This is a genomic window from Kitasatospora sp. NPDC047058 (assembly GCF_040643935.1).
In the GTDB taxonomy this organism is placed as follows: domain Bacteria; phylum Actinomycetota; class Actinomycetes; order Streptomycetales; family Streptomycetaceae; genus Kitasatospora.
The window spans coordinates 1-2,881 of sequence record NZ_JBEYVJ010000634.1 but is presented as its reverse complement, the minus strand read 5'-3'; the positions used below and the strand labels follow the sequence as shown (position 1 = coordinate 2,881).

The following is a 2,881-nucleotide window of genomic DNA, read 5'->3' as shown; positions in this document are numbered from 1 at the left end:
GTGGGCGCCGGAGCCGGGGCGGGCGCGTCGGTGCCCCGGCAGCCGAAGGGCCCCGGGGGAGCAGGCGTCGAGGAGCGGCAGGGCCGGGGAACGGTGCCGCGGTAGGCGCGCCGACGCGGCGGACAGCCGCCATGGCCTGCCCGCAGCGGCCCCGTTGAGGTTCGCGGGCACCCTGGCCGCCCTCCTGAGGCCCGCGTGCGTGCCACGTGGCCGGTGCAGCCGGTGACGGCGCGGGAGGGGCCCGGCCACCGGCCCGGAGTGCGTGGCGGGACGCGGGGTGCCCGGAGTGGTCCCGCCGGCCGTGGAGCCCCGGCATCGCGCCTCCGGCTCCACCGCGCCCGCATCGCGCCCGCATCGCGTCCGTGCCGTGCTCACGCCACCGTCCGTTCCGCGCCTTCATCACCTCACCCGGCTCGGCGCGGGTGTCCGCGCTCCGTCCCGTCGACGGCGACGAGCCGAACACCGGCTGACGAAAAGCCTCCTGGCGATGTGACAGGTACCGGCAGACGGACACCGCTCACCCGTCACGGTGTCATCGGTTGCGTCACGAGACGGATTCGGAACATGCCAAACCCGAATTGGGATTTCTGTTACGCCCGGGGCGCCGAATCCGAGCCGGGGCCGGGCGGGACCCCGAGGTCTGCGCAGACGCGGGCCGCCGAGCGGCCGGGCAGCCGCGGACCCGGCTCGGCGGGCGCTGCGCGCTATTCGGTTTGGGAATGGGCGGGCAGGTGGCGGGCATGGAGACGATTGCCGGAACGCCGTCCGGCTGGTGTGCTGTGGACCACCCTCCACCGCCTCCCGACGGCGCGGCAGCCGTCCGTCACCGGTGCAGCCGACCCGGGCAGGCCGAGGGCATCGACATCGACACGTCCCCTCCCGGACCGGGCGCCCCCCCGTGCCAGGTCCGGTCAAGAGCCGTCAGGTGCAGCGCCGCGCCTGACCCGCCTCGCCGACAACCGAGCCCCGATCTCCCCCGGCCCCGTGCGGCGCCGCACCCCCCGGTGCGCGCGACCATCCCTCCACGGGGCAACCAGACCTGAGGAGAACACCTTGACCGTGCGTTCCGACGACTACGGACTGGGTCTGAGTACCTTGAGCGACGTCGAGCTCTCCGCGGTCCTTCCCGCCGCGACCGCCGCCGACACCTCCCGTGTCGGAGAAGTGATGGCCGAGGTCTTCACCCGCTACCACGGCGCGGTGCTGGCCTACGCACGCGGCTACTGCCGCGACCCGCAGACCGCGCAGGACCTCGCCGCCGAGGCCTACGCCCGTACGTACGTGTCGGTGTCCCGTGGCCACGGACCGCGCCACGCCTGGCGCCCCTACCTGATGGCCTGTGTCCGCCGCACCGCGATGGAGTGGAGCAGGCACTTCACCCGTCGCGTGCTGCTGCCGGAGGACTTCGAGACCTGGGTCGAGCACCTCGCCGGGGATGCGGAGACCGAGGCCGAGCTGCTCGCCACCGAGGAGAACGCCCTGGTCGCCAAGGCCTACGGTTCCCTTCCCGAGCGGTGGCAGGCGCTCCTCTGGCTCACCGTCGTGGAGGGGGAGTCGGCCGCCGCCGTCGGGCAGCGCATGGGGATGACGCCGAGCGGGGTGCGTTCCCTCGCCGCGCGGGCCCGGGAGGGGCTGCGCGAGGCCTACCTGCGCGAGGACGCGGCCGGGCCGGCCGAGCCGGCCTGCCGCTACTTCACCTCGCGGCTGGCCGACGCCATCCGCCGCCCCGGCCGGCGGCGCGGACCCGACCTGGCCCGGCACCTGGAGAGCTGCGAGCGGTGCGCCCGGGTGGCGGGGGAGGTCGAGCGTGCCAGTCACCGTGCGGTGGAGACGGCGTCGGCGGTCCCGGGCCCCGAGGCCGCGCGGCGGCGCCGGCGCCCGGTCCGGCGGCGGTGAGGAGCCGGCCCCGGCACGCGGGCGGCTCCGTGCGGCAGGACCCTTCCGTCCGCCGGTGGCGGCGGTGGCGCCGATCACCGCGGGCGGCCGGGGTCCGCCGCCGGGGCCAGGAGGTCAGCCGGTCGTCAGGGCGTCCAGTGCGCCGTCCCAGTCGAGCAGGCTCCTTTCCGACCCCCGGGGCACCAGCGCGAAGCTCTCCCGGCGGAGCCAGCGGCGCACCTGCCGGGCCGGGAGGCCGACCAGGACCGCGCCGCCGTCGCCCCCCTGGAGCATGACGCGCAGGGACGTGCGGCCGTGGCAGGGGCACGGCGGCCAGATGCGCACGTCGCCGAGGCCGGTGGGTTTCTGCAGTCCCTCCCACAGGAGGTCGCGGGAGAACCACCAGGTGCCGGCTTCCGCCGCGGGCCCGAGGAACTCGAGCGCGACGGCGAGCGGGTCGTCGCTGCGGTAGTCGAAGCGGACCGGGACGTCCACGGACTCGTGCTCGCCGAGGACGAGCCGGGCGCCGAGGACGATTCCGGTGCTGGTGGCCTCCGGGCGGGGCCGGGGGCCGGAGGCGGAGTGGTGGGCGGGCATCGATTCTCCTGGGTCGGCGCCGGTGCCGCCCTCGCCGTCCGGGGCCGGGACGGTGACGGCGGCACCGGTGGGGGACGGACGGCCGCAGCCGGGGGTGCCGCGGCCGTCCGGGTCGGGGGCCCTGCTCGGCGAGGACGGCCGGCAGCGCCGCGTCGACCTCCTCGGCGCGGGTCCACGGCAGGCCGTGCGGCGCGCCCTCGATCTCCGGGGGTGTTGCCGCGGTCAGGCCCGGTGCAGGGCGAACCGGGTGGCCAGGCCGCCGCCCACCCCGGCGGTGACGGCCGGCGGCAGCCACCACAGCGGCCAGTGCGCCAGGCCGAGGGCGCCGTCGACCGACCCCGTCCGGGGCCGGTGGCGGCCAGCGCCGCGCCGATGGCGATCAGGACGAACGGGTACTCGTACCCGTCGT

The 2,881-nt window shown here is 76.8% G+C and carries 2 protein-coding genes and 1 pseudogene; 1 reads left to right on the top strand and 2 read right to left on the bottom strand.

Features of this window, described 5'->3' with window-relative positions; genetic code table 11:
* Window positions 1-1,059 precede the first annotated feature (1,059 nt).
* Complete coding sequence (locus ABZ885_RS38580; protein WP_360199479.1) at window positions 1,060-1,896, top strand: sigma-70 family RNA polymerase sigma factor; 837 nt, start codon at window positions 1,060-1,062, stop codon at window positions 1,894-1,896.
* Window positions 1,897-2,010: 114 nt separating this feature from the next.
* Here the strand turns inward: ABZ885_RS38580 and ABZ885_RS38575 are convergent, their stop codons facing one another.
* Together ABZ885_RS38575 and ABZ885_RS38570 are read right to left on the bottom strand one after the other, a co-directional pair.
* On the bottom strand, window positions 2,011-2,472 hold the full coding sequence (locus ABZ885_RS38575) for an SsgA family sporulation/cell division regulator (protein ID WP_360199477.1): 462 nt from the start codon (window positions 2,470-2,472) through the stop codon (window positions 2,011-2,013).
* 222 nt (window positions 2,473-2,694) lie between these two features.
* Window positions 2,695-2,881 (bottom strand): annotated as a pseudogene (locus ABZ885_RS38570) (hypothetical protein); the annotation flags it as partial.